The organism is Gordonia sp. NPDC003429 (genome assembly GCF_053588575.1).
This window is the reverse complement of the sequence record NZ_JBSFQF010000010.1, coordinates 1-23,794: the sequence shown is the minus strand read 5'-3', so window position 1 is coordinate 23,794 and position 23,794 is coordinate 1. Positions and strand designations below refer to the sequence as shown.

The following is a 23,794-nucleotide window of genomic DNA, read 5'->3' as shown; positions in this document are numbered from 1 at the left end:
ATCACCGGTAGATGGCCCGGCTCAGGGCGGCGATCACGTTGCCGGTGTCCGGGCCGAAGGCGAGTATCTCGGTCTCGTCCATCTCGACCACGCGGCGGGCCTTACCCGCGTTGGTCTGCGACACACCCGGCAGTGACAGCACGCCGTCGATGCCGCCGACCGAATCGGCGCCCTGCGTCATCACCAGGATCACGTCGGGATTCGCGGCGAGCAGCGCCTCGGTGGTGATCTGGGTGAACGCAGCGGTCAGCCCGGCGGCCGTTCCGGCGTCCCGTCCGCCGAGTGCGGCGATGAGATCGTCGGCACCCGAATCCGGCCCCGACAACAGCACCAGGCGCGGCCCGCGAATGTAGAGGAACGCCATGCGGGGATCACCCGACGGACGGGGCACGGTGGCCTCGGCCGCGGCGATCTCACGCTCGGTGCGGGTGACGAGCTGTGCGCCGGCGGGTACCACTCCCAGGCTCGCCGCCACCGCGCGGATCAGCGTTGGGGTGTTCGCGATAGTCCGCTGCGAGGTGAATGCGACGACGGGGATGCCCGCGGCGCGGATCTGATCGACGGCACCCGGCGGCGTGGTCGATTCGTCGACGAGCACCACCGTCGGGTTCAGCGCGAGGACCGCCTCGGCGCTCAGCGTGTGCCCGTTCGTGGTGACCAGCGGGAGTTTCGCGGCGGCCGGGAAGGCGGTGGAGGTGTCGCGGCCCACCACTTTCGGTCCCAATCCCAGCGAGAACACGATGTTGCCGAGGGTGCCGTTGCGGTCGACCGCGATGATGCGGCTGGTGTCGGTGACGGTGACCGTGCCGTGGCCCACCGAGTCGACGGTCGCAGGAAGGGTGATCGCGGGGTCGGTGGTCACCGGCACGACGTCGGCGGTCGGCAGGGTGGCCGTCGACGGCCCGTTGCGCAGATGGGCGGTGGCGGCCACGGAACCGCCGGATTGGTCGATCGGCGCCGTGGTGCATCCGGCGAGGCCGAGTGCCACGACCAGTACCGCGATCGTCGCGGAGATTGTCATCCCCCGCATCCGTGTCACCGCCTGTATCCCTCCGCATCCGTGAGCACGGCGACCGGATACCCGGCACGAAGTGCCTTAGTGTCACCTTACTCAGGGGCCGATCGCCCCGGGGTGCCGGGGGAGCGGGGATCGCAGACGGGTGGCGTGGCGCCCTAAGCTGGATGGCATGAGTGTGCGCGAAGCCCTGCGACCCGGGACGATGTCCCCGATTCGTCACGTGCCCGACTCGATCGAGCGGCCGGAATACGTGTGGAAACCGAAGGTCAACGAGGGACACGAACCCTGGGTGCAGACGCCCGAGGTCATCGAGAAGGTGCGGGTGGCGAGCAAGATCGCGGCCAACGCACTCGCCGAGGCCGGTAAGGCCGTCGCGCCCGGCGTGACCACCGACGAACTCGACCGCATCGCGCACGACTACATGATCGACCACGGTGCCTATCCGTCGACGCTCGGTTACAAGGACTTCCCGAAGTCGTGCTGCACGTCGCTGAACGAGGTGATCTGCCACGGCATCCCGGACTCCACCGTGATCGCCGACGGTGACATCGTCAACATCGACGTCACCGCGTATATCGACGGGGCCCACGGTGACACCAACGCCACCTTCCTCGCCGGTGACGTGTCGCAGGAGGCGCGGGATCTGGTGGAGCGCACCCGGATCGCCACCGAACGCGCGATCAAGGCGGTCAAGCCGGGGCGCGAACTCAATGTGATCGGACGGGTCATCGAGGCGTACGCGAACCGCTTCGGGTACAGCGTCGTTCGCGATTTCACCGGTCACGGGATCGGGGAGACCTTCCACAACGGCCTGGTGGTGCTCCACTACGACCAGCCCAACGTGGACACCGTGATCGAACCCGGCATGGTGTTCACCATCGAACCGATGATCAATCTCGGTGATCTCCCCTGGGAGATGTGGGACGACGGCTGGACGGTGGTCACCGCCGACAAGAAGTGGACCGCCCAGTTCGAGCACACCATCCTGGTGACCGACAGCGGCGCGGAGATTCTCACCGTCCCCGACAACTGACCCGTCGAGCGTGCCCCGATCCCCGTCGAGCGTGCCCAGATTCCCGTCGAGCGTGCCCAGATTCCCGTCGAGCGTGCCCACCTGGGCCCTCTCGACCTCGGTTTGGGCACGCTCGACGGAGTTTTGGGCACGCTCGACGGACGCGGCTATGCGCTGCGCGCACCGCCTTCGACGTGGATCGTCTCGCCCGAGACGAACCCGGCGGTGAGCAGCCATTCGGCGGCGTCGACGATGTCGTGGACCGAGCCGACGCGACCGGCCAGATTACCTTCGGCGACGCCGTCGAAGAACGCCTGCCGATCGGCTTGGGGCATGGCGTCCCATGTACCGGAGTCGACGATGCCCGGCGAGATCGCATTCACCCGGATGGGCGCGAGTTCACGCGCGAGATGACTGGCCGCGAACGACACGGCCCCATTGGTGATCCCCATGACCGCGTAGCCGGGTTCGGGCTTCCACGCCGCGACGCCGGAGAACAGGACGATCGATCCGGTCGGTGACAGTTTCGGCGCGAAGTGCTTGGCCAGCAGCATCGGACCGATCACCTTGGCCTCGAACGCGGTCACCACCTTGCGGTGCTCGAGATCGGTGACCGGCACATTGTGGTGCGCGGCGGCAGTGGACACCAGATGATCGATCGGCCCCACCTCGGCGGCGGCGGCGCGGATCGACTCCTCGTCGGTCACGTCGAGCGCGATGGCGCGCCCGCGCGACAGTTCCGTGGCCGCCTTCTCGGCCGCCGGCAGCTCCCGGGCGGCGACGATGACCGAGGCGCCCGCCTCGTCGGCGCGGTGCGCGATGGCAAGACCGAGCGTGCGTGCCCCGCCCACGACGAGGACCGTGCTTCCCGACAGCGATCCACTCATGACCTTGGATCCACTCATGACCCTGCTCCCTTCACGATGCGTACGATGAACACCGGCAACGGTATGGATTTGATACCGGTATCTTCAACGAAACCGTCTCCCACCTGAAGGAATGACCGAACCGGAGGAACCACGATGTCCAAGGCGTACGACGTGATGGCGCCGACGTGTCCGAGCCGGATGGTGCTGCACCGCATCGGAGCACGCTGGACGGTGTTCGTGGTCACCGCGCTGTCCGGCGGGCCGATGAGGTTCACCGCGCTCAAGACACATATCGACGGCATCACCCCGAAGGTGCTCACCGAGACGTTGCGCGCGCTCGAATACGACGGTCTCGTCGACCGCATCGATCACGGCGGGTCGCCACCGCACGTGGAGTACGCGCTGACGTCGCTGGGACTCTCGCTGCTGGAACCGCTCGCGGCGGTACGTGCGTGGGCCGAGGATCACGTACCCGAAGTCGAGGCCGCCAATCGTCGCCATCGCGACCGGTAGGGTCGCGGGGTGGCCGACTTACGCGGTGCGCTGCTGATCGGCGGTACCAGTTCCGACGCGGGCAAGAGTCTGGTGGTGGCCGGTCTGTGCCGGGTGCTGGCCCGCCGCGGTGTGCGGGTGGCGCCGTTCAAGGCGCAGAACATGTCGAACAACTCGGTGGTCACCCTCGACGGCGGTGAGATCGGCCGTGCGCAGGCGTTGCAAGCGGCCGCATGTGGACTCGAGCCGTCGACGAGGTTCAATCCGGTGCTGCTCAAGCCCGGTGCCGATTCGCGCTCGCATGTGGTGGTGCGGGGTGCTCCCGCCGGCGATGTCGGCGCCATCGACTACGCCTCGCGGCGACGCGAGTTGCGCGACGTGGTGATCGCCGAATTCGAGTCGCTACGTGCCGATTTCGATGTCGTCGTCGCCGAGGGTGCCGGGTCGGTGGCCGAGATCAACCTACGCGGTTCCGACATCGCCAACATGGGGTTCGCCCGGGCGGCGGGTATCCCGGTGCTGCTGGTGTCCGACATCGACCGCGGCGGCTCGCTGGCGCATCTCTTCGGTACCACCGCGATCCTCGACGCGGCCGATCAGGCTCTCGTCGCCGGGTACGTGATCAACAAGTTCCGCGGTGCCCGCGCCATTCTCGACCCCGGCCTCGACGCGTTGCGTAGGCTCACCGGGCGCCCGACCCTGGGCGTGCTGCCCTACGCCGACGACCTGTGGATCGACGCGGAGGATTCGCTGGCGGTCCCGGTGGGGCGGCGTGTGGGGCCGACGTCACGGCCGCACACCGACCCGTCGGGTCTGCGTCTCGACGTCGCCGCGATCCGACTGCCCCGCATCTCCAATTCCACCGATGTCGAGGCGCTGGCGTGCGAACCCGGTGTCGACGTCACCTGGGTCGACGACCCCGGGTCGGTGTATGCGGCCGACCTCGTCGTGCTGCCCGGTACCCGGGCCACCGTCTCCGACCTGGCGTGGTTGCGGCGGCGCGGGCTGTACGTCGCACTGGCCGATCGTGCCGCCCGGGGTGCCCCGGTCCTCGGTGTGTGCGGCGGGTTTCAGATGCTCGCACGGCATATCGAGGATGCGGTGGAGTCACCTCACGGTGGCGCGACGGGGCTGGGACTGCTCGACGTCGACATCCGGTTCGACAAACGCAAGATCCTGCGCAGGACACGGGGAGTCGTTGCCGCACAACCGGTCACCGGGTATGAGATCCATCACGGACGAGTGGTGGCACCGGCCCGACACACGTGGCTCGTCGACGACGAGCACGGACCGGAGGGCGCGGTCTCGGGGAGCGTGTGGGGAACCCACTGGCACGGACTTCTGGCCAACGACGGATTCCGTCGGGAGTTTCTGCGCGACGTGGCCGTCGAGGCGGGCAAGGCCGCATTCCGGGTGGCCCCCGACACCGATGTGTCCGCGATCCGGGAATCGCAACTCGATCTGATCGCCGATCTGATCAGCACCCATCTGGATATGGACGCCGTCCTCGACATCCTGGCCGCGGGCGCCGATCGGTGCCTCCCCACGATCACGCACGGATTGGTCGACGGTCACTGATCTCACCGATGTCGGGGTGGTCTCTTCGCGAGACTTTCACGTACTCGATCCGTTCGGGCCCGGCTACGCTTGCAGGCGTGGACATGGAGCGGCGTGAGATCACCGTCGGCGACCTCACCTTCACGGTGCACGTCGGGGGACCGGACCAGGGACCGTGGGTGTTGTTGTTGCACGGATTCCCGGTCAACAGCATGTGTTATCGCGACGTGGTTCCGCGGCTGCACGAGTCGGGGCTGCGCACCGTCGTGTTCGATCAGCGCGGCTACAGTGCCGGCGCTCGACCGGACGGCGTCGAGCCCTATCGGTTGTCCGCCCTCGTCGACGACGCCCTCGGAATTCTCGATGCACTCGAGATCCCGTACGCGATCCTGGTGGGCCACGACTGGGGAGGCATCGTCGCGTGGCATCTCGCGGGAAAGCACCCCGATCGGTTCACCGCGCTGATCGCGGCGAGCACAGGTCACCCCTCGGCCATGCGCGACGCACTGCAGAATGGCGACCAGCGGGAGAAATCGGCCTACATCAAGGACTTCATCGCCGACGGCGCGGAGAAGAACCTGTTGGCGCGCAACGGTGTGCTGCTCCGCCGGGCCGGGGTGACCGCCGAGGAGTTCGCGCCGCTCACATCGCCCGGCGCGATGACCGCCGCCCTGAACTGGTATCGCGCCAACTTCACCGGCGACATCGCGGCCACCCTGGCGTGCCCGCCCGTGGAGATCCCCACCACGCTGCTGTGGAGCGCCGCCGACACCGCGTTGGGACGCGACCAGGCCGAGGGGACCGGCCGCTACGTGTACGGCGAGTACCGCCTGTGCGAACTCGCCGACATCGACCACTGGATACCGCAGCACGCCCCCAAAGAACTCGCGAGCGAGATCGCGCTGCGTTCGGCGGTGTTCTGAGGGTCAGAGGTCGAGCCCGAGCAGCGCGTTCTCCAGCACCTCGGGCATTGCCGGGTGAATCCAGTACTGGCCGCGTGCCATCTCCGAGACCCCGAGCCCGAAGGACATCGCCTGAATCGCGGGCTGGATCACCGTGGGTGCCTGCGGCCCCACGATATGCACGCCCACCAGCTGTCCGGTCGCGCGATCGGCGATCACCTTGCACAACCCGGTGCTGTCCTCCATCGCCCACCCGTAGGCCACGTCGCCGTAGGCCTGGATCTTCACCGCGACATCGAGACCGGCGTCGACGGCCTGTGCCTCGGTCAGTCCCACGGCGGCGATCTGCGGGTGGGTGAACACCGCGGCCGGCACGAAGCGATGGTCGAAGGAGTCCAGATCGGTTGCGTCCCAACCCTTGAGCAGGTTGGCCTGGACCACACGTTCCTCGTGGTTGGCGACATGTTTGAGCTGGTAGGGCGAACTGACGTCGCCCAACGTCCACACGCCGGGTGCCGCGGTGCGGCCGTGGCGGTCGCAGATCACCCGTCCCATGTCGTCGAGATCGATGCCCACCGATCCGAGGTTGAGCCGATCGCCGTTGGGTTGGCGTCCCACCGCCACCAGCAGCACCTCGGCATCGACGTGCGTGCCGTCGGCGAGGGTGACCCGTACACCCCCGTCCGGCAGATCCGTGGCCTCGGCGATGTGGGCGCACAAGCGCACGTCCCACTGGGCCCGCGCCGCGTCGGTGAAGCGTGCCGAGATGTCGCGGTCGAGCTTGCGCAGCAACGTGTCGCCGCGGGCGAGCACGGTCACCCGGGTTCCCAGGGCCGCGAACACATGCGCGAATTCGGCTGCGATGTAACCACTTCCGACGATCACCATGCTGCGTGGCAGTGTGTCCAGGCGCATCACGTCGTTGTTGGTGTGGTAGGTCACCCCGGCGGTGCGGATCGATGCCGGGATGATCGGTCGGGATCCGGCCGCGAGGACCACCTCACGAGCACGTACCACCGTGCTCGCGGTGACGAGCCGGTAGAGGCCGTCGGGATCACGGCCGTCGAACTCGACGTGCTGTGGGTAGACGGTGATGTGCTCGCTGGCGGTGCGATAGGCGAGGCCACCGGCCGATATCGGGTCGATGCGGCGGAACACGCGGTCGCGAATGGCCGGCCAATCCACCTTGTCGACGTGGGCGTGCACGCCGAATCGGTCACTGTCGGAGGCGATTGCGGCGACATCGGCGGCGTACACGAACATCTTTGTCGGGATGCAGCCCACGTTGAGGCAGGTTCCGCCGTAGGTGCCCTCCTCGAAGATCGCGATGGACCTGGTGGAGAAGCGGTGGTCGGGAATGGAGTTACCGCTGCCGGATCCGATGATCGCCAGATCGACGGTCTGTGCGGGGCTCACCGGGCGGTGCCCGCCGGTGCCGCGGCGGAAACGGTCGTCGCGGGCGCGCCGCCGTCGATGACGGTGTCCAGCCAGGTGTCGAGCGCGCGGTAGGCGGCGTCGCGGGCCGCCGGAACCGAGAGGAACACGTCGTGGCGGGCATCGGGGATCGGCGTGACGGTCACATGGTTGCCCAGACACCCGCTCCAACGGGCGACCTGCGTGACGTCGAGGACGGCATCGGCGACATCGATCGCCGGCGAGTAGGTGCGGGCGAATGTGGTCTTGTCCGAGCGCAGCACCAACGACGGCACACCGGTGTCGATGCCGCGGTGCAGACGACGTTGCCCGCTGCGCACGGCGTCGAGGAATCCGAAGGTCACCGGGAACCCGCCGAGCGGCTTGGCCGTGAGGTCGTAGCTCCACTCGCCGTACGACTCGGCATGCAGGCTCTCGCCGTAGGCCGCCGACAACTCACGGGGAATCACCCGCTTGGGCGCCACGGTTGCGACCGACTTGATGAACATGCTCACCGGATAGGTGCGCAGCGACGGCGAGCCCTGCAGATCCAGCCACGGACTGTTGAGGATCAGTCCGTCGATGCGGGCGTGACGGTCGGGGTCGGTGCGTCGCAGCCGGTCGAGCCACAGCGCCGTGACGAGCCCGCCGGTGGAGTGCGCGGCCGCCAGCACCGGGGTTTCGGTACCCAGTTCGGCGCCGATCGCGTCGAGGGCCAGCCGCAGTTCCGTGTCGTAGCGGGCCAGGTCGGTGGTGAAGTGCGGGGTGTGCTGCGGCTGCCGCGACCGGCCACATTTGCGCAGGTCGATGGCATAGAACGCGTAGCCGCGGTGGTGGAAATGATCGGCGAGCGGCTCGTGGAAGAAGTAGTCGGTGAACCCGTGTACGTAGAGCACCGCGCCCCGGATCACGCCGCGGGTGGCGTTCGGCTTGCGGATGAGGGTGGAGGTGATCTCTCCTTCACCGTCCGGGTCGACGCCAAGGTCGAAGGTGCGCAGTTCGTAGTGGTCGAGGAAATGGTCGGGTTGCCATCCGGTTCGGGAAACCCTTGAGTCGTCGGCATCAGGAGAGTCGTCGGCATCAGGAGAAGAGCCGTCGGCATCCGGCGAGCGGGACACAGTCACGGCACCGAGTCTAGTGACCGTGCCGCGTGATCGCCGTGCTGCCCGGTGATGCGGGGAGGGTGTCGGCGGAGCACGCTCAGCACCACTGCGGACCTCGTCAAGTGTCATCCGGACCACAGTTGACGGAGGCGATTCCGGTCCACCGGCCAGGATGGGCAACAATGGAAGAACAACGGGTGACGAGCGCCCGGGCAGCCACAACGGTGCTGTTGTCAACGGAGTCTTGAAGTGGGGACCAGGTGTCTGAATCGGTGATCGAGACGGATGTGGCGTTAGTCGGCGCGGGCATCATGAGTGCCACGCTCGGGACGTTGCTGCGGCAGTTGCAGCCGGACTGGTCCATCAGCCTGTTCGAACGGCTCGACGCGGCCGCCTCGGAGAGCAGCGATCCGTGGAACAACGCCGGCACGGGGCACTCGGCGCTGTGTGAACTGAACTACACGCCCAAAACCGCCGACGGCGGCGTCGACATCACCAAGGCGCTCGCGATCAACGAGCAGTTCCAGGTGTCCCGGCAGTTCTGGGCCCACGCGGTGGACAACGGTGTCATCTCCTCGCCCGACGAGTTCATCAACCCGATCCCGCACGTGAGCTTCACCCACGGTGAGGCGGGCGTCGACTACCTGCGCAAGCGTCACGAGGCGCTCTCGTCGCAGACCCTGTTCGAGGGGATGGAGTTCATCAGCGATCCGGCCGAGTTCAGTGCGCGGCTGCCGCTGATGTCGGCCGGGCGTGACTTCGATGACCCCGTCGCCCTCAACTGGTTCACCGAGGGCACCGACGTCGACTTCGGGGCGCTCACCCAGAAACTGCTCAACTACGTGGGGTCCACCGGCGGCGACATCTACTTCGGTCACGCCGTGACCAACCTGTCCAAGCAGTCCGACGGCAGCTGGATCGTGAAGGTCCGCAACCTGCGCACCGGCGAGAAGCGCTCGGTGCACGCCAAATTCGTCTTCGTCGGTGCAGGCGGCGGCGCGCTGCATCTGCTGCAGAAGTCCGGTATCGCCGAGGCGAAGGGCTTCGGCGGGTTCCCGGTGTCGGGAGAGTTCTTCCGCTGCACCAACCCCGAACTCATCGCCGAGCATCAGGCCAAGGTCTACGGGCAGGCCGCGGTGGGTGCGCCGCCGATGTCGGTGCCCCACCTCGACACCCGGGTGATCAACCACAAGCCCGGACTGCTCTTCGGCCCGTACGCGGGATGGTCGCCGAAGTTCCTCAAGAGCGGCAGGATGACCGACCTGATCGAGTCGGTCACGCCCAGCAACATGTTGCCGATGCTGTCGGTGGCGCCGCAGGAGTTCGGTCTGCTCAAGTACCTGATCAGCGAGCTCGCCGCGAGCCGCGACGACCGCGTCGACACGTTGCGGGAGTTCGTGCCGCGGGCCGTCGGCGACGATTGGGAGCTCATCACCGCCGGCCAGCGAGTCCAGGTGATCCGCAAGACCGGTGTCGGCGGCAAGCTCGAGTTCGGCACCGCGGTGGTGGCAGCGGGCGACGGCACGATGGCCGGTCTGCTCGGCGCCTCGCCGGGTGCGTCGACCGCGGTGCCCGCGATGTTGTCGGTGCTCGAACAGTGCTTCCCCCGCGATTACGAGCGGTGGACGCCCAAACTCGTCGAGATGATCCCGTCGTTCGGCAAGAAGCTGTCCGACGATCGTGACCTGTTCCGACAGGTGTGGGACTGGACGAGTAACAGCCTGAATCTGCGCCGCGACGTGACCGAGAGCGCGACGCCCGACCTCGAGCCGGTGTCTGCGGGTTGATCTCGAGCTGTCGCCGGATGCCGGGGCGTGAAAACTCGTGTTCGGTGTGATAGTGACGACATCATGATGGGTGGTGTGCAGCTTCACCGGCGTTGGTCCACCGACGTCGATCCGACCACGCTCTACGGCATTCTGCGGCTGCGCGTCGACGTCTTCGTGGTCGAACAGTCGTGCCCGTATCCCGAACTCGACGGGCGCGACCTGGAGCTCACCACCAGGCATCTGTGGGTGAGCGACGAGGACGGAACCGTCGTCGCCACGCTGCGGCTGCTCGAGGACGAGCCCTCCGCCGACGACACGCCGCTGTTCCGCATCGGGCGTGTGTGCACCGCGCGCGGCCACCGGGGCGAGGGACTGGCCGCACGACTGCTCGAGACCGCGCTGGCCGAGGTCGGGGAGCATCCCTGCCGGATCGAGGCGCAGAGCTATCTCACCGAGATGTACGCACAGTTCGGGTTCGTCGTCGACAGCGACGAGTACCTCGAAGACGGAATCCCGCACGTCTCGATGCTGCGTGTGGGGCCGCGCGCGCATCCGGAGCTGCCATGACCACCGTCGAGGTCACCGGCGAGACCGCCGCCCCCGTCCGGTTCCCGTTCACCGCCGTCGTCGGCCAGGAGCAGCTGAAACTGGCACTCATCCTGTGCGCGGTGTCGCCCGGGATCGGCGGAGTGCTCATCCGCGGGGAGAAGGGCACCGCGAAATCGACGATCGTGCGTGCCCTGGGGCCGCTGCTCGCGGTCGGCGACGACGATGCGCACACCGGTCGCGTCGTCGAGCTACCGATCGGGGCCACCGAGGACCGTGTGGTGGGTTCGCTCGACCTCACCGCGGTGCTGCGGGACGGCCGCGCCGAGTTCACGCCCGGCCTGCTCGCGCGGGCCGACGGCGGGGTGCTCTACATCGACGAGGTCAATCTGCTCGCCGATCATCTCGTCGACGTGCTGCTCGACGCCGCTGCCAGCGGACGCGTCACGATCGAACGCGACGGCATCTCGCACACTCAGTCCGCCGATTTCGTGCTGGTGGGGACGATGAATCCCGAGGAGGGTGAACTGCGTCCCCAGTTGCTCGACCGGTTCGGCCTCGCCGTCGATGTCACGGCCGGCCACGATGTGGACGAGCGAGTCGAGATCATCCGTCGCCGTATGGATTTCGACGCGGACCCGGCGGGTTTCGCCGCCCGTCACGCCACGGCCGAGGCGGAGCTGGCCGAACGCATCGCGCGGGCGCGCCTGCGGGTGACGTCGGTGGATCTGCCGGTACCCGAGCTGCGCCGAATCGCAGCCATCTGCGCGCATCTGGAAGTCGACGGGCTCCGCGGCGACATCGTGGTTGCCCGCGCCGCGGCGGCGCACGCCGCGCTGTGCGGGCGTGACGCGGTGTGCGCCGACGACGTGCGGGTGGGCGTGGAACTGGCGCTGCCGCATCGCCGCCGCCGCAACCCCTTCGACGAGTCGGGCCTCACCGACGACGAACTCGACGACGCTCTCGCCGCAGGCGACCAAGCTGCCGAACACACACCGCCGCAACCGGATCCGGACGGCGGACCCGGCCGTGGGACGACGCCGGAACAAGAAACCCCGAGAAACGCAACGGAGGGCGGCGGTACCCCGGGACCTGATGCGCCCGGTACCTCCGCGCGCGATGCCGCGTCGAATGAATCCGCGGACACGGCCCCGGCGCCCGACGACGCCGACGGTGACACGCGAGAACGGTCGGCGGGCACGTCGGGCCCGATGCTCGGGGCGTCCGCGGCGGCAACCGGTACCCGACTGCGGCCGCTGCGTGTCGAGGGCATCGGCGACGGCGACCCCGGTCGCCGGTCGCGGGCGCGTAGTCGTCGTGGACACACGGTGGCGGCGGTCGACTTCACTCCCGGGGCGCCGCTGCACCTGTTCGGCACCGTTCTGCAGGCCGCCGGACGGTCCACCGCACCGGCCGTGCCCGTGCGCGTCGGCTCCGCCGATCTGCGTGGTGCCCAACGCATCGGGCAGGAGAGCAATCTGGTGGTGTTCCTCGTCGACCTGAGCGGGTCGATGACCGCACGGCGACGGCTGGGCGTCGTCAGCGCCGTCTGCGTGGACCTGCTGCGTGACTCCTACACCCGTCGTGACCGGGTTGCCGTCGTGGTGGCCCGCGGGTCACGCGCCGAGGTCGCCGTGCCGCCCACCCGGTCGGTGGACATCGCCGTGCGCCGCCTGGCCGCGCAACGCACCGGCGGTCGGACGCCGCTCGCGGAAGGCCTGATCGCGGCGACGGAGCTGATCGAACGTGCGCGTCGCGCCGACCCGCATCGCAGGCCGCTGCTCGTCGTGCTCACCGACGGTCGCGCCACGTCGGGACCGGATGCCGCCGCACGGGCCGACGCCGCCGCGAGCGCCGTGCGCGAGCGTGGCATCGACGCCGTGGTGGTCGATTGCGAACAGGGGATGATCCGGCTGGGTCTCGCCGCGCGTCTCGCCGCTCGGCTCGGCGCCTCCTACCTGCCCATGTCGCAGCTGTCGGCCGCAGTCCTGACCGGCGATGCGCCAACCCCCTCACGGCCCGGCCACCGCCACCCGGCGGCCTGAGGTCGATCAGGAGAAGTACTGTGCCGCAAGGAGTTCCGACGACGGTGCCGGACGACGGGCTGACCACCCGGCAGCGTCGCCGACAGCCGGTGCTCGCTGTGTACACCGGCGACGGAAAAGGCAAATCCACCGCAGCCTTCGGGATGGCGATGCGCGCGTGGAACGCCGGCCTCAGTGTGGTGGTCTTCCAGTTCGTCAAGAGCGCCAAATGGCGGGTCGGGGAGGAGTCGGCGATGCTGGCGCTCGGCGCGGAGCACGAACGCAGCGGAGTCGGCGGCCCCGTCGAATGGCACAAGATGGGGCAGGGCTGGTCGTGGCTGCGATCCAACGCCGAAGCCGGCGACGACCACGCCGCAGCCGCCCGCGCCGGATGGGCGGAGATCACCCGACGCCTTTCGTCCGAGCAGCACGACTTCTATGTGCTCGACGAGTTCACCTACCCGCTCGACTGGGGGTGGGTGGACACCGCCGAGGTGGTGGATGTGCTGAACTCGCGACCCGGACGCCAGCACGTGGTGATCACCGGACGCCGCGCGCCCGATCGTCTGGTCGACGCCGCCGACCTGGTCACCGAGATGCGCAAGGTCGCTCATCCGATGGACGTCGGACGCAAGGGCCAGCAGGGTATCGAATGGTGACCCGGTGGCCGTGAATCGCGTTCCCACCGTGGTTCTCGCCGCACCGGCCTCCGGAAGCGGCAAGACCACCGTGAGCACCGGTTTGATGGGTGCGCTGCGCCGGGCCGGGCACCGGGTGGCGCCGTTCAAGGTGGGGCCCGACTACATCGACCCCGGCTATCACGGGCTTGCCGCGGGCCGTCTGGGACGCAATCTCGATCCCAATCTGACCGGCGCCGGCCTGATCGCACCGCTCTTCGACGCCGGGTGCGCAGGCGCCGACATCGCCGTGGTGGAGGGCGTGATGGGGCTCTTCGACGGCAGGATCACCGGCATCACACCGCCGGCCGGGGACGGCCCCGACAGCGCGCTATCCGATCTCGCCGACACCGACCCCGTGGGGATCGGGTCCACCGCGCACGTCGCGACGATCCTCGGTGCGCCGATCGTGCTGATCGTCGACACCGCCGGACACAGCCAGTCGCTGGCGGCGCTGCTGCACGGATTCGCGGCCTACGAGCCGTCGGTGCCGATCGCGGGGGTGATCCTCAACAGGGTCGGTTCGGCGCGTCACGAGGCGGTCCTGCGGCAGGCGTGCGCCCGTGCCGGTCTGCCCGTGCTCGGTGTGCTGCGTCGTGATGCGCGTCTGCAGGTGCCGTCGCGTCATCTGGGTCTGATCCCGGCCGCCGAACGCTCTGCCGATGCGATCGCGGCGGTGGAGGCGATGGCCGACATCGTCGGTGCGGCACTCGATCTGCCGGCGATCGTCGACATCGCCCGGCGACGCACGGGCCTCCCGGTGGCACCGTGGTCGGCGGCCGACGCGATCGCCGCGATGCGCACCGATGCCGCGCCGGGTAGCCGCGCTGCGACTGCTGCTCGCCCGGTGGTTGCCGTCGCGGGCGGCGCCGCCTTCACCTTCGGCTACGCCGAACACACCGAACTGCTCCGCGCCGCGGGCGCCGACGTCGTCGGCTTCGACCCCCTTGTCGACCGCTTGCCCGACGGCACCGCCGCGCTCGTCGTCGGCGGGGGCTTTCCCGAGGAACACGCCGAACGCCTGGCCGCCAACGTGGCACTACGGTCCGATATCGCCGACCATGCCCGTGCCGGACGGCCCATTCACGCGGAGTGTGCCGGATTGCTCTATCTGGCAACAGAACTCGACGGTCACCCGATGGCCGGCGTACTCGATGCGGTCGGCCGGTTCGGTCCCACCCTCACCCTGGGTTACCGGGATGCCGTGGCCGCATCGGACTCGGTGCTCTACCGGTCCGGCGAACGGGTCACCGGTCATGAATTCCACCGCAGCGACGTCGAATACGGATGCGCCACCCCGCCGGCGTGGGCGTGGCAGGATCATCGGGGGCGTGCCGGAGTGCACGGCGTGGCTCACGGCGCGATCCACGCGTCGTACCTGCACGTGCACCCCGCCGCGGTTCCGGGCGCCGTCGAGCGATTCGTCGCCGCAGCCGGCGCCGGGAGAGGAACTCCATGATGCCGTCGCAAGGACTCGGCGAGGCGCTCGACGCCCTCCAGGAGTACGGGGTCGACGACCCCGAGATTCTGCGCGAACTACTCGAGGCCGTCCTCGTGGTGGGTCACGGGCTCGAACTCGACCAGGCGCTGCAACGCATCGTGGAGGTCGCCGTCGGAGTGGTCGACGCGCGCTACGGGGCGCTGGGCGTACGTGGCCCCCACGGCGGGCTCAGTGCCTTCGTCTACACCGGCATCTCGGCCGAACAACGCGCCCGCATGGGCGAGCTCCCGGTGGGCCGGGGGGTGCTCGGCGTCCTCATGGACGACCCGCACATCCTCCGCATCCCCGACCTCGCCGATCATCCGGCATCGGTCGGTTTCCCTCCACATCACCCGCCCATGACCACTTTCCTGGGCGCTCCGGTGATCATCCGCGGCGCGATCTTCGGGCGGATCTACCTCACCGAGAAGCGGTCGGCGACCGAGTTCTCCCAGCTCGATGAAACACTGATCGCGGTCCTCGCGGTGGCCGCCGGAATCGCCGTCGACAATGCGCAGCTGTTCGAACGCGCTCGCACACGGCACCGCTGGATGCAGATCCTGGTGCGCCGCGGTTCCGAGCCGCTGGCCGGAATCGCGTTGGAGGACACCCTCAATCGCATGTGCACCGACGTCGCCGAACTCGTCGGACCCGCCGACGTGCTCATCGTCACCGACGTCACCGGCGACCGGCAACTGCGCGGGAACACCGGTGCCGACATCGACCCGAACGCGCTGCGCCTGCCCTCGGGCACCGACATGACCGTCGTGCCCACCGCCGACATCTCAGCCGAACTCGCGCGCGGCGGATCCACCTGGACCACCGTGCAACCGCTGCACCGTGCCGCCGGGGCCTTCGGCTGGGTGCTCATCACCCATCACCGACGCCCCGCGTGGGAACCCGAGGAGGTTTCCGGGCTTGCCGGTGTGGCCGAGGTGGTGTCGCTGGCGGTGGTGTATGCGGAGCAGCAGGAGGTGGCCCGCGACCTCGAAGTGCTCGAAGACCGTCACCGCATCGCGCGGGACCTGCACGATCACGTCATCCAGCGGCTGTTCGCGATCGGCATGTCCATCCAGACGATGCTCGCCGCGCAGGCCCGGCCCGGTTCGGCAGCCGCCGATGCCGCCGTCGCCGAGCGGCTCGAACAGGTGATGACCGACCTCGACCGCACCATCGCGCAGATCCGCACATCGATCTTCGACCTGCAGACCGTGGCGGGCCACCACGACACCTCGACCCTTCGGCGCCGCGTGCTCGACATCGTCTCCGAACTGTCGGTGCATGCCCCGATCGCGCCGAGCGTGCAGTTCGAGGGGCCGGTGGACACCGTGGTGCCCGATACGCTGGGCCCGCACATCGACGCCGTGCTGCGCGAGGGACTCTCCAATGCGCTGCGCCACGCGCACGCCGAACACATTGCGGTGTCGGTCAGCGCCGACGACGTCCTCTCGGTGGAGATCACCGACGACGGGGTGGGCATCGGCACCGACGTGACCTACCGCGGATTGGAGAACCTCACCCGTCGCGCCGAGGACTGCGACGGCACCTTCACCGTGGTGACCAATCCGAAAGTGCGCGGCGCGAAGTCGTCGGGGACCACCCTGACCTGGTCGGTTCCGCTGGCCTAGCCGGCTGGTGAACACTGCAACCGGACGGCAAGTCAGCCTGCGGCGACCTCGACGGATTTCGCAAACTGGCTGAATGTTGGGCGCTGCACTTCGGCCAGAGAGTTAATCAATCCTGTAAAGATAGGGACGGTTTGTCTGATTCCCTCGTTTGAAATTCTGTTGCGCACGAAAGCTCCATCTAATTGCTTGGACAACGAGAGGATAACGTTAAGAACTGGATCCCATATCTTCGTAGCGTCAATTGGTGACAGGTTTGCCTTGAAATGGACGTCAAATCGGTTTGCGATTCTTCGCCCCAGAATAGTTTCAATCGTCTGGGAGATGCAGTAAACTATCAAGAAAGGTGCGCCCTTTTTGCTGAGAAACTCGAGCTGCACCTTCTCCTGCTCAGTCAGTGAGTCGGGTTCCTCTCGCTGCTTGCCGGTTAGATCGATCTTACGTTGGTTGATGGTATCAAGAAGTGAGTAACAGAATACGATGTGGCGCGCAGTGGTCCGTTCGGTGAAAAATTGGCGGTATAACTTCTCGCTCGTCCAGATGTCCGACTTCTTGTTGTACGCAGTTACTGGATCTCCGTGGAAAGCGGCTAGCGCTTGGCCTACAGTGTACGAAGGCAGTGCGTTCTTGCTTCGTTTAATAGCATCGCTCGCGCCTCCACGGCGTCCACCCTCATACTCGGCGTCCGGTATTGCCTGGAACTGGCGCCGAAGGGCTTCTTGAATTGAGTCTGTGCTACGAAAGTCAGCGGCCTGAATCTTGTTCTGCGAGTTATTGAACCGCACGACGTTCTCCATTAGAGTCTCATCAGTGGACTTAATGAACCGTATTGGTACGTCAAGGGAGTTGTCGGGTCTCGAGGGTAGACTTCCTAGTGATCCTGTGGTTTGTGCGCCATTGACGATCGAGATCCCTGTTATCGAAAGATTGCGCCTTCCGCGTTGACGCCGCCCGAGCGTATAGTCGAGAACCAATGCTGTAACGCCATTGTTATAAACGTAGAAGTCTCCGGGACTCAGCTCCGCGCTCTTCTTTATCCCGTTGTTGATGTTTGAATCCGACTCCCGGGAGCCGAGGTAGCCGCGGACATTAGCGGAGAATAGATCTCGCCCGTACTTGGCAAACAAATCGAATAGCCAAGTGCCTTTTACTGTCGTGACTACAGATGCCCAGTTTTTACCCTCGAGTTCCACCGCATCGGGAACCACGGTCTGCAAGGAGTCGGTAACTATTACGGTGCGTTCTGCTTGTTGATAGAGATTTTCTAATGTCGAGTTTCCTATTTCGCTCGAGAAAATGTTGATGTCGCGCTGTTCGAGGAGGCGTTGTGCCGTTTGCTCAACAGTTTTGAGTTCTTTCTCGACATTCGACGATTCAGGAAGGTTGTGCACATACCAGATGTGAAATTGTTTGATGTCTCCGTCATCGATCGCGCTGCGTAACTCTTCGGCTCTACCTTGAAGTCCCAGAGGCAGAGTGTCTATATCGGCTCCCAGAATCCACGAAAGTGCGGTATTCAGGTCTGAAGCCTTATTTGCTGGCGCTGAAGATTTTTTCTTTTCGGACGCGTAACACTGTGCAACAACAGCTATCTGACGCTCTCGGTCCACATACAAGACGTCACACTTCTTGTCGTCGCCACCACCTGTGATCGACTCAGCGGCTATGGCCTGAATGTCGTCCAGTCCGAATCTGAGGTTGATGGCAAACACCCCAAGACCGTCAGAACCAAGCTTGAAGTCATGAGACATTGCCTGATAGGCGCTATCCCACGTGGTGTCGTCGGTAGAGGCGTTACCCATTTGGTGCTCCTTCAGCGAATCCGCTCCCAGGCTTGAGCTGTGATTTATACGGTATCGGGGACCACCCTGACACTTCAGTGCCGCTGACCTGGCCGGACACACCGTGGCCGGGCGGGATCTCTCGCAGCGCCGGCGGGCAGCAGCGGGCCGCGCACTCAGGCCTTGCCGTCGCGGATCTTGGTGGCCATCACCGCCACCTGGGTGCGGCGCTGCATATCGAGTTTGGCGAGAATCCGCGAGACGTAGTTCTTGATGGTCTTCTCCGCCAAGAACATCCGCTCGGCGATCTGCCTATTGGTCAAGCCTTCGCCGATGAGGTTGAACACCTCACGTTCCTGATGGGTGAGTTCGGCGAGAGGATCGGCGGTCTGATCCTTGCCGTCCCGCAGTCTCGCGAGCAGTGCCGCGGTGCTGCGGTCGTCGAGCAGCGAGCCGCCACGGCCCACGGTGCGCACGGCGGCGATCAGGTTGTGGCCCAGGATCTGCTTGAGCACGAAGCCGGAGGCTCCCGCCAGCACGGCGGCCAGCAGGGCGTCGTCGTCGGCATAGCTGGTCAGCATCAGGCATCCGATGGCCGGGTCCTCGGCCCGCACATCCCGGCACAACTCCACGCCGTTGCCGTCGGGTAACCGTACGTCGAGCACGGCCACATCGGGTTTGGCCGCGAGGATTCCCACGCGTCCCTCACCCACCGATGCCGCCTCGCCCACCACCTCGATGTCGTCGGCGGTGCTCAACAGGTCGCGCAGACCACGCCGGACGAGTTCGTGATCGTCCACCAGGAACACACGCACCGGTGGCGCTTGGTCGTCCGACGAGGGCTGGGCAGAGGGCAGATCCGCGGGCATACCCATGAAAATACCGGAGCGACGAATCGTTCTCGCGACGTCGGTCCCCCCTGATTCAGGACTTTGGTCTCACTCACGTCACATGCGTCACGCGCAAGGGTGGTAGCTGCCGGGTTCTCAGGGGGAGAGGAAATCCGGCGCCACGGTCGCCACACCGCCACCGCACGGCACGACCGACATCGACATCGAGGAGAATTCGCGTGACAAGCCTTATCGGACCGGCAACCAGCAACACCGGGATGACAGGATCGGATCTACTGCGAGAACTGCTGCCGGTCTGTGAGACCGAGGTCGAGCGGCACATGAAGATGACCAAGGACTGGCATCCGCACGACTACGTGCCGTGGGACGAGGGTCGCAATTTCGCCGCGCTCGGCGGCATCGACTGGGATCCAGAGCAGTCGGAGCTCTCGGAGGTCGCGAAGGCCGCGATGATCACCAATCTGCTCACCGAGGACAACCTGCCGTCCTATCACCGGGTGATCGCCGAGAACTTCAGCCTCGACGACGCCTGGGGCTACTGGGTGGGTCGATGGACCGCCGAGGAAATGCGGCATTCCACCGTGATGCGCGACTACCTGGTGGTGACGCGCGGTGTAGACCCGGTGGAGCTCGAAGAGACCCGCATGATCCACATGATCCACGGGTTCAACCCACTGCCCGATGACGACGGTCAACGCGACCACAGCTTCGACATGCTCTTCGCCGTGAGCTACGTGAGCTTTCAGGAACTGGCCACTCGCGTCAGCCACCGCAACACCGGCAAGGCGTGCGGTGATCCGATCGCCGACCGCATGCTGCAGCGTGTGGCCGCCGACGAGAACCTGCACATGCTGTTCTATCGCAACATCGTCGCCGGGGCGCTCGACCTGGTGCCCGATGAGGCGATGTGCGCCATCTACAGCATCGTGTCGAACTTCCAGATGCCGGGCGCGACGATGCCCAACTTCCGCCGTAACGCCGTGCTGATCGCCAAGGGCGGCATCTACGACCTGCCGCAGCATCTTTCCGAAGTGGTGATGCCGGTGCTGCGCAAGTGGCGGATCTTCGAGCGCGACGACTTCGGTCCGCTCGGCGAGATGTACCGCGAGAAGCTCGCCGAGTACCTCGAAGGCCTCAACGTCAAGGTGGAGAAGTTCGAACGGGCACGCGAACGAGCCCTCGCGCGTGAGGCCGCGAAGGCGGCTGCGGGCGCGTGACCGTCACCGATACGCGGGTGAATCTCATGATCGAGTCGTCGGGAGTCGCCGAGTCCGATGCGCGCGAAGAGTGCTGCGGGTCTCGCGAGCGTCCCGAAGCCGCCGAGAACGGCACGCTGCCGGGGTTCGCCGAGGCGATCGCGATGGCCGAGGCCGCGGTCAACCACAATCCCACCTGGTGGAACGAGATTCGGACCCACTCCCCGGACGCCACGGTGGGGGAGTACTGCAGTTCGGTGCTCTTGGGTGCGTTGCTGCAGTCGTCGGCGCACCGGTTGGGGGTACCCACCGCCGACGTGTGGTCCTACATCCGGCGCACCGGCGAACTGCCGCTCTGACCGGTCGCCGACCATCCGGTCCCGTCGATCCCGCCGACCGGTGGGGTGCGGCGGCGACCGGTAGGGTCGGTTGCCATGCCCGATGACCCGATCCCCGTCGCGCCACCGGTGGGAGTGCCGCCCGATTCCGGTCACTACCTGGCGGGACTGGACCTACGCGGTCGGCGCGTGATGCTGGTCGGCGGTGGGTCGGTGGCGCAACGCCGATTACCGAATCTGGTCTCGGCGGGCGCCGACGTGCACGTGGTGGCGCTCGACCCCACGCCCGCAGTCGAGTCGATGCACGGAATCACGGTGCATCGGCGTGCCTACGTCGACGGCGATCTCGACGGTGCGTGGTACGCGATGGCCTGCACCGACGATCCCGCGGTGAATGAAGCGGTGGTCGCCGAGGCCGAACGGCGCCACACGTTCTGTGTGCGCGCCGACGACGCCCGCAAGGGCACCGCGGTGACCCCCGCCTCGGGTCGGCACCACGACGTGCAGTTCGGCGTGCTCGCCGGCGGCGACCACCGCCTGTCGGCGGCGTTGCGGGCCGCGATCTCGCGGGCGCTCTCGGACGGCAGCCTCGTCGTCGAGCACGCCCCCCACCCTCCGGGGGTCGCGCTGGTCGGCGGTGGACCCGGCGATCCGGACCTCATCACGGTGCGCGGTCTGCGCCTGCTCGCCGACGCCGACGTGGTGGTGGCCGACCGTCTTGCCCCTGCCGAATTGCTGGCCTCGCTGGGACCGCAGGTCGAGATCATCGACGCGGCCAAGGTGCCCTACGGGCGTGCGATGAAACAGGAAGCCATCAACGATGTGCTGGTGTCCAAGGCCGCCGAGGGCAAGTTCGTCGTCCGGCTCAAGGGCGGCGACCCCTACGTGTACGGGCGGGGATTCGAGGAACTCCAGGCCTGCGTCGCCGCCGGGATTCCGGTCACCGTGGTCCCCGGCATCACCAGTCCGATCTCGGTGCCCGCATCCGCGGGCATCCCGGTGACCCATCGCGGCGTGACTCATGAAGTGGTGATCGCGTCGGGCCACGTGCCGCCCGGACATCCCGAGTCGCTCGTCGACTGGTCGGTGATGGCCCGACTGCGGGGCACGCTCGTGCTGATGATGGCCGTCGAGCGGGTGGACGTGTTCGCCGACGCGCTGCTGGACGGGGGCAAACCCGGCGACACGCCCGTCGCGATGATCGAGAACGGGTCGCTGCCCACGCAGCGGTTGATCCGCACCGACCTGGCGCACGCGGGCGAGACCGCACGCCGGGAGAATCTCCGGCCGCCGGCGATCGTGGTGATCGGTGCGGTGGCCGGGTTCACCGACGCAGACGACGTCGCCGATGCCTGATGATCACGAATTTTGCCAACGAGGATTGGCATAGTTGCCTTTTCGGGCGGTAGCGTCGATCGGTATGTCGGTACAGGGTCGAGCCAAGCACGCGGCGGTGATGTCAACCGCGGCGGCTCCCGAGGGTGATCAGTATCGACCGGTGTTCGGGCCTGCAATCCTGGTGCTCTCCGGCATGCAGCTGCTCATGGTGCTCGACGGCACCGTGGCGGCGCTGGCGCTGCCGAGCATCCGGTCGTCGCTGTCGCTGTCGGAGTCGGGTGCCAACTGGGTGATCACCAGCTACATCCTCGCCTTCGGTGGTCTGATGCTGCTGGGCGGACGACTCGGTGACACCTTCGGGCGCAAACGGATGTTCTTGTTCGGCGTGCTCGCCTTCACTGCCACATCGCTGCTGTGCGGTCTGGCCTGGAATGAACCCAGCCTGCTGATCGGTCGGGCGTTGCAGGGCGCGTCGGCGGCCGTCGCGGCTCCCACCGCGATGGCGCTGGTCGCCACCACGTTCGCGCCCGGTAAGCCGCGCAGTCAGGCGTTCGCCATCTACGCCGCGATGACGGGCGTGGGCTCGGTGGCCGGCCTGATCCTGGGTGGGGTGCTCACCCAGATCTCGTGGCGGCTGGTGTTCCTGATCAACGTGCCGATCGGCATCCTGGTCGCGGTCGGCGCGATCTTCGCGTTGCGCGAATCGCAGGGTGAACGCATGGCGCTCGACGTGCCGGGAGCGGTACTCGCGACCCTCGGCTGCACCTTGCTGGTCCTCGCGGTCAGCGACGGCCCCAACGGCTGGGCGCGCCCGCACGTCGTCGGCTCCTTCATTCTCGGCGGTCTGGCGCTGATCGCGTTCGTGATCGTGGAACGGCACGCCAAGAACCCGATCCTGCCGTTCGTGCTGTTCGACAACACCAGCCGGGTGGCCGCGCTGGTGGCGATCTTCCTCGCCAGCATGATCATGACCTGCATGGCCGTGTTCATCTCGCTCTACCTGCAGGGCATACTCGGATATTCGCCCATCCAGAGCGGACTCGCCGTGGTGCCGTTCGCCTTCGGGCTCGGCATCGCCGCGGCGATCGCGTCGAAACTCGCGCTGCGGATTCAGCCGCGTTGGCTCGTGCTGATCGGTGGCGCCGTCATCCTCGTCGGCTGTCTGTACGCATCCCACATCGCCACGCGCGATCCCGCCTACCTTCCGTCGATCGGGCTCACCGTCGTGGTGATCGGCCTCGGCGTCGGGTTCGCGGTCATTCCGCTCACATTGTCGGTGGTGGCCGGGGTGGCACCCACCGAGATCGGGCCGTTGACCGCGCTCGCGCAGGTCGCGCAGAACCTCGGCGGCGCGATCGGGTTGGTCGGCGTCGGCGCGATGGTCACGTCGCGGGCGCTGTCCCTGGGTGGGACCACGGCTCCGGTGGAGACCATGAACGCCACCCAACTCGCGGCCCAGGCCAGCGGTTACGGGCTCGCCTTCGCCTGCTGCGCGGGCATCGCCGTGATCGCGGCCGCCGTGGTGATGTTCATGCGATTCACCCCCGAAGAGGTGGCCGAGGGTCAGGCCGCGCAAGAGGCAGCCAACGCCACCCTCGACCCCGACGCCGCGCAGAGCACCTGACTCTCCGTCGAGCGTGCCCACAATCTCGTCGAGCGTGCCCACAATCTCGTCGAGCGTGCCCACAATCTCGTCGAGCGTGCCCACAATCTTGTCGAGCGTGCCCACAATCTCGTCGAGCGTGCCCACAATCTCGTCGAGCGTGCCGAGTGGGGCACGCTCAACGGAAACGTGGGCACGCT

At 67.1% G+C, this 23,794-nt stretch carries 20 protein-coding genes; 14 read left to right on the top strand and 6 right to left on the bottom strand.

Annotated features, from left to right (window positions below; translation table 11 throughout):
* Position 1: 1 nt before the first annotated feature.
* Positions 2-1,021: a heme/hemin ABC transporter substrate-binding protein gene (locus ACWDSI_RS13385; protein ID WP_449756835.1), complete on the bottom strand. Its 1,020-nt coding sequence runs from the start codon at positions 1,019-1,021 to the stop codon at positions 2-4.
* 166 nt (positions 1,022-1,187) lie between these two features.
* Between ACWDSI_RS13385 and map the strand changes: the two genes are divergently transcribed.
* Complete coding sequence (gene map / locus ACWDSI_RS13380) at positions 1,188-2,051, top strand: type I methionyl aminopeptidase (protein WP_449747448.1); 864 nt, start codon at positions 1,188-1,190, stop codon at positions 2,049-2,051.
* Between the two features lie 146 nt (positions 2,052-2,197).
* Here map and ACWDSI_RS13375 read toward each other — a convergent pair whose 3' ends face one another.
* Positions 2,198-2,935, bottom strand: coding sequence for an SDR family oxidoreductase (locus tag ACWDSI_RS13375; RefSeq protein WP_449756834.1), 738 nt, complete (start codon positions 2,933-2,935; stop codon positions 2,198-2,200).
* 117 nt (positions 2,936-3,052) lie between these two features.
* On the opposite strand from ACWDSI_RS13375, the gene ACWDSI_RS13370 reads away from it, so the two are divergent.
* From ACWDSI_RS13370 to ACWDSI_RS13360, 3 genes are all read left to right on the top strand, one after another.
* Entirely contained in the window at positions 3,053-3,412 is a 360-nt protein-coding gene (locus ACWDSI_RS13370) for a winged helix-turn-helix transcriptional regulator (RefSeq protein WP_449756833.1), read from the top strand.
* Between the two features lie 9 nt (positions 3,413-3,421).
* A complete protein-coding gene (locus tag ACWDSI_RS13365; RefSeq protein WP_449756832.1) occupies positions 3,422-4,969 on the top strand; it encodes a cobyric acid synthase in 1,548 nt (515 codons plus the stop codon).
* 83 nt (positions 4,970-5,052) lie between these two features.
* Positions 5,053-5,871 (top strand): alpha/beta fold hydrolase, encoded by an 819-nt coding sequence (locus ACWDSI_RS13360; protein WP_449756899.1) that lies wholly within the window; start codon positions 5,053-5,055, stop codon positions 5,869-5,871.
* 3 nt (positions 5,872-5,874) lie between these two features.
* Here ACWDSI_RS13360 and ACWDSI_RS13355 read toward each other — a convergent pair whose 3' ends face one another.
* Together ACWDSI_RS13355 and ACWDSI_RS13350 are read right to left on the bottom strand one after the other, a co-directional pair.
* Positions 5,875-7,266 carry a mycothione reductase gene (locus ACWDSI_RS13355; RefSeq protein ID WP_449756831.1) on the bottom strand — a complete coding sequence of 464 codons (1,392 nt, stop codon included), beginning with the start codon at positions 7,264-7,266 and terminating at the stop codon, positions 5,875-5,877.
* Positions 7,263-8,261, bottom strand: a complete 999-nt coding sequence (locus ACWDSI_RS13350; protein ID WP_449747560.1) for an alpha/beta hydrolase — start codon at positions 8,259-8,261, stop codon at positions 7,263-7,265. The genes ACWDSI_RS13355 and ACWDSI_RS13350 overlap by 4 nt, the downstream gene beginning before the upstream one ends.
* 365 nt (positions 8,262-8,626) lie before the next feature.
* Here ACWDSI_RS13350 and mqo point away from each other — a divergent pair, with 365 nt between their 5' ends.
* The 6 genes from mqo (at position 8,627) to ACWDSI_RS13320 (ending at position 16,490) form a co-directional block, all read left to right on the top strand.
* Complete coding sequence (gene mqo / locus ACWDSI_RS13345; protein WP_449747444.1) at positions 8,627-10,153, top strand: malate dehydrogenase (quinone); 1,527 nt, start codon at positions 8,627-8,629, stop codon at positions 10,151-10,153.
* Between the two features lie 66 nt (positions 10,154-10,219).
* Positions 10,220-10,702: a GNAT family N-acetyltransferase gene (locus tag ACWDSI_RS13340; protein WP_449747443.1), complete on the top strand. Its 483-nt coding sequence runs from the start codon at positions 10,220-10,222 to the stop codon at positions 10,700-10,702.
* Entirely contained in the window at positions 10,699-12,726 is a 2,028-nt protein-coding gene (locus ACWDSI_RS13335; protein ID WP_449747442.1) for a VWA domain-containing protein, read from the top strand. The genes ACWDSI_RS13340 and ACWDSI_RS13335 overlap by 4 nt, the downstream gene beginning before the upstream one ends.
* A gap of 20 nt (positions 12,727-12,746) precedes the next feature.
* Entirely contained in the window at positions 12,747-13,364 is a 618-nt protein-coding gene (gene cobO / locus ACWDSI_RS13330) for a cob(I)yrinic acid a,c-diamide adenosyltransferase (protein ID WP_449747441.1), read from the top strand.
* Positions 13,365-13,374: 10 nt separating this feature from the next.
* The gene (locus ACWDSI_RS13325) at positions 13,375-14,841 is read left to right on the top strand and encodes a cobyrinate a,c-diamide synthase (protein ID WP_449747559.1); all 1,467 of its coding nucleotides are present in this window, start codon (positions 13,375-13,377) and stop codon (positions 14,839-14,841) included.
* Positions 14,841-16,490: a GAF domain-containing protein gene (locus ACWDSI_RS13320; protein WP_449747558.1), complete on the top strand. Its 1,650-nt coding sequence runs from the start codon at positions 14,841-14,843 to the stop codon at positions 16,488-16,490. The genes ACWDSI_RS13325 and ACWDSI_RS13320 overlap by 1 nt, the downstream gene beginning before the upstream one ends.
* A 32-nt stretch (positions 16,491-16,522) precedes the next feature.
* Here ACWDSI_RS13320 and ACWDSI_RS13315 read toward each other — a convergent pair whose 3' ends face one another.
* Both ACWDSI_RS13315 and ACWDSI_RS13310 read right to left on the bottom strand, forming a co-directional pair.
* On the bottom strand, positions 16,523-18,289 hold the full coding sequence (locus ACWDSI_RS13315; RefSeq protein ID WP_449756830.1) for an AIPR family protein: 1,767 nt from the start codon (positions 18,287-18,289) through the stop codon (positions 16,523-16,525).
* 155 nt (positions 18,290-18,444) lie between these two features.
* Positions 18,445-19,137, bottom strand: coding sequence for a response regulator transcription factor (locus ACWDSI_RS13310; RefSeq protein WP_449747439.1), 693 nt, complete (start codon positions 19,135-19,137; stop codon positions 18,445-18,447).
* A 200-nt stretch (positions 19,138-19,337) separates the two neighbouring features.
* On the opposite strand from ACWDSI_RS13310, the gene ACWDSI_RS13305 reads away from it, so the two are divergent.
* The 4 genes from ACWDSI_RS13305 to ACWDSI_RS13290 all read left to right on the top strand — a co-directional run bounded on the left by ACWDSI_RS13305 (position 19,338) and on the right by ACWDSI_RS13290 (position 23,615).
* Positions 19,338-20,336: an acyl-ACP desaturase gene (locus ACWDSI_RS13305; RefSeq protein WP_449747438.1), complete on the top strand. Its 999-nt coding sequence runs from the start codon at positions 19,338-19,340 to the stop codon at positions 20,334-20,336.
* Complete coding sequence (locus ACWDSI_RS13300) at positions 20,333-20,674, top strand: hypothetical protein (protein WP_449747437.1); 342 nt, start codon at positions 20,333-20,335, stop codon at positions 20,672-20,674. The genes ACWDSI_RS13305 and ACWDSI_RS13300 overlap by 4 nt, the downstream gene beginning before the upstream one ends.
* 75 nt (positions 20,675-20,749) lie before the next feature.
* Positions 20,750-22,009 (top strand): uroporphyrinogen-III C-methyltransferase, encoded by a 1,260-nt coding sequence (cobA, locus tag ACWDSI_RS13295; RefSeq protein ID WP_449747436.1) that lies wholly within the window; start codon positions 20,750-20,752, stop codon positions 22,007-22,009.
* A gap of 100 nt (positions 22,010-22,109) precedes the next feature.
* Positions 22,110-23,615, top strand: coding sequence for a DHA2 family efflux MFS transporter permease subunit (locus tag ACWDSI_RS13290; protein ID WP_449756898.1), 1,506 nt, complete (start codon positions 22,110-22,112; stop codon positions 23,613-23,615).
* Positions 23,616-23,794: the final 179 nt, after the last annotated feature.